At 62.3% G+C, this 2619-nt stretch carries 2 protein-coding genes and 1 pseudogene; 1 reads left to right on the forward strand and 2 read right to left on the reverse strand.

The window, feature by feature from the left end:
- Positions 1-484: pseudogene (locus tag WA989_RS03405) on the forward strand (glycosyl hydrolase 115 family protein); the annotation flags it as partial.
- Here the strand turns inward: WA989_RS03405 and WA989_RS03410 are convergent.
- Complete coding sequence (locus WA989_RS03410; RefSeq protein WP_424339115.1) at positions 474-1508, reverse strand: glycoside hydrolase family 5 protein; 1035 nt, start codon at positions 1506-1508, stop codon at positions 474-476. The pseudogene WA989_RS03405 and the gene WA989_RS03410 sit on opposite strands and share 11 nt — an antisense overlap.
- A gap of 35 nt (positions 1509-1543) precedes the next feature.
- A partial coding sequence (locus WA989_RS03415; protein ID WP_424339116.1) for a cupin-like domain-containing protein occupies positions 1544-2619 on the reverse strand: 1076 nt, incomplete at its 5' end.

A 2619-nucleotide genomic window follows, 5' to 3' on the forward strand; every position in this document is an offset into this window, starting at 1 on the left:
GCCCAATCTTGGCCGCTCCGGCGACGGTGTGACGAGCCTGCCTGTGACGGCGCCCGCGTCCGAGCCGGGCGGTTCGGCCCCGCGCCTTGAATTCGATATCCATCTATTCGAGGCCGGAGATGTTGATGTGACCGTCACACTGGCACCGACACAGGATTTCCTCGGACAGGGCGGGCTTCGCTATGCGGTTTCCATCGATGATGGCGAGCCGGTCATGGTCAATCTGCACAAGGGCGATACGGGCGGCGAGGGCAGTGCTGCCTGGGGAGAAGCGGTTGCGAATTATGCCTATGAGCTGACCACGACGCTGAGTGTCGCTGAGCCAGGCGCGCACAGGCTGAAGCTCTGGCGGGTCGATCCGGGCGTTGTCTTTCAGCGCGTTCTGGTCGTGGCGGGCGACGTCCCGGAAAGCTATCTCGGCCCGCCGCTGACGCCGGTCTGCGAGCCGTCAAATGGCCCGCTGCCGGATTGTTCTATTCCGTAGGCGTCTCATCCCAGCCGGCCACGATCGATTTCACGAAGGCGCCAGACTCGGTGAGGTCCTCATCGGTAAACGGGCCGGCCGGCGATGTACCGGGCTTGAAGATGGACGCGCCTTCTTTCTTGTCGCTGACCGCCCAGTTCGCATGGGAGATGCCATTGGCGCGCATGAAGGCCATCCATTGCATCACGGAGGCCTTGTCGACGCCGCCATCACCATCATAGTTCACCCCGCCCCATTCGGACACGAAAAGCGGCAGGCCCGCCTCGAGCGCCGCCTGGGCCTTGTCGCGTAAATCCTGTTTGTGGCTCGCAGCATAGAAGTGGAGCGTATAGGCGATGTTGGTTTCGCCTAGGATCGGGTCAGCTGCGGCCTTGTCGACATCCTGAGACCAGGATTGCGTGCCGACCAGGATGAGATTGTCCGGATCGACCTCGCGGATCGCGTCGATGAGCTGTTTCGAATAGGGCTTCACGACGGTGGACCAGTCGGCCGTGTCGAGCGGTTCATTATAGATTTCGTAGATGATGTTCGGCGTGTCGCCATATTTCTCGGCCAGCCCGGTGAAGAATTCCACCGCGGCCTCCGGATTGTCCTCGGCATGGTGGGAATGCCAGTCGGCGATGACGTAGAGGCCCTTGTCTATGGCAGCGTCAATGACGGCATGGGCGCGGGCGAGATTGCCCTCAGGATCGCTGACATAGCCGCCATTCCGGTCTGCGGCGATGGCGGCGCGTACGAGCGAGGCGTCCCAGTCGTCTGCGAAATAGTCGACGGCGGCGGCGTTGTAGAGATCATCCTGCCCCCAGCCGGTGGTCGACCAGAAAAAGCTGACGCCTGCGAGGGAGACCGTATTGCCATCTGCGTTCACGACGCGATTGCCATTGGTTCGAAGCTCTCCGTGCAGTGCAACAGGCGAGCCGGCGGGCGGCGATTCGGCGGCGGTATTGCCAGCAGGAGCCGGCGGCGTGGTGCAGCTTCCGGATGCGAGCGCTAGCAGGCTGAGGGCGAACACAGAGGGTTTCATCTATTGCCTTTCGGGCTGGAGTGGCAGAAGCGGGCCTAGCGCCCGCGCGGGACGAGGCCAGCCTGACGGGCGAGCGCCTGGGCCAGCGTGGCTTTCAGCTTGTCGCGCTGTTCAGGCGTGTGGGGTCCAAGGGCGCCTTTCGAATGCGGCGGCAGGTGAGCGACAGGATCGCCGTTTTCCTGGAAGGCATAGTGCTCGAACATCATCTTCCAGGCCGCTTTCTGGTGAGGCGGCAGGTCGCGGATGGCAATGATCGCGTGCAGCAGGCTGTCAAACGGAGAGGCGAGCGATTTCGACGCGTCGTTCCACCAGTAATTCACCAGCATGTTGAAGTCTTCCAGAGACTCGACATGGTGCCACCAGAAATACGGGATGAAGAGCGCGTCGCCAGGCTCCAGCTCGGCGGACTGCGCATGCGGCCAGGCGTCTGCAAAGCGCGGATAGCGCTCAAAATCCGGGTCTTCGAGGCGGACCAGGCTGACGGGCGGGCCGGCGAGCGTGAGTTCGAACGGGCCGACATAGAGATTGGGCGTCTGGTCGGGCGGAAACAGGGTGAAGCGGCGGCGGCCTGCGACGACGCCGGCAATGTTTTCCAGCACGTCGAAATGGGTCTGGACGGTCAGCTTGTTGCCGATCCAGATGCGCGGCTCGATCACTGGCGGCAGGACGCCGATCGGATTGTTGTCAGCGAAACCGGGCAGATTGTCGTGCATCGGCACCGACTGGATATAGACAGAGTCCGGATGTTCCTCACCGCGCAGATGCGCGACCGCATCGATCGAGTCGCTGATCACGGCGGGGCGCTTGGTAAAATTAAGGCCCGTCAGATCCTCATTGTAGAAATACTTCCCGGCAATCTCGGGCGATCCGAAAATCGTCTCGACAGGCCGGCGGGCGTCGAAGCGTTTGACATAATCAATGATCGTTTCGGTCGATTTTTGCGCCGCCTGAACAGCCGGCCAGTGGCCGATGAAGCCTTTCATCAGAACAGGGCGCGCGCCGGGCAGGATTTCGTCGCGGAACTCTTCAAGCGTGACGTTCGAGCGTTCCTCGACCGGCGGAGCAGGGGGCAGTGTCGTGCGCGTATCGGTTTGCATGGTGTGCATTAGAG

It is taken from the genome of Henriciella sp. (assembly GCF_049649345.1).
Classification (GTDB): Bacteria; Pseudomonadota; Alphaproteobacteria; order Caulobacterales; family Hyphomonadaceae; genus Henriciella.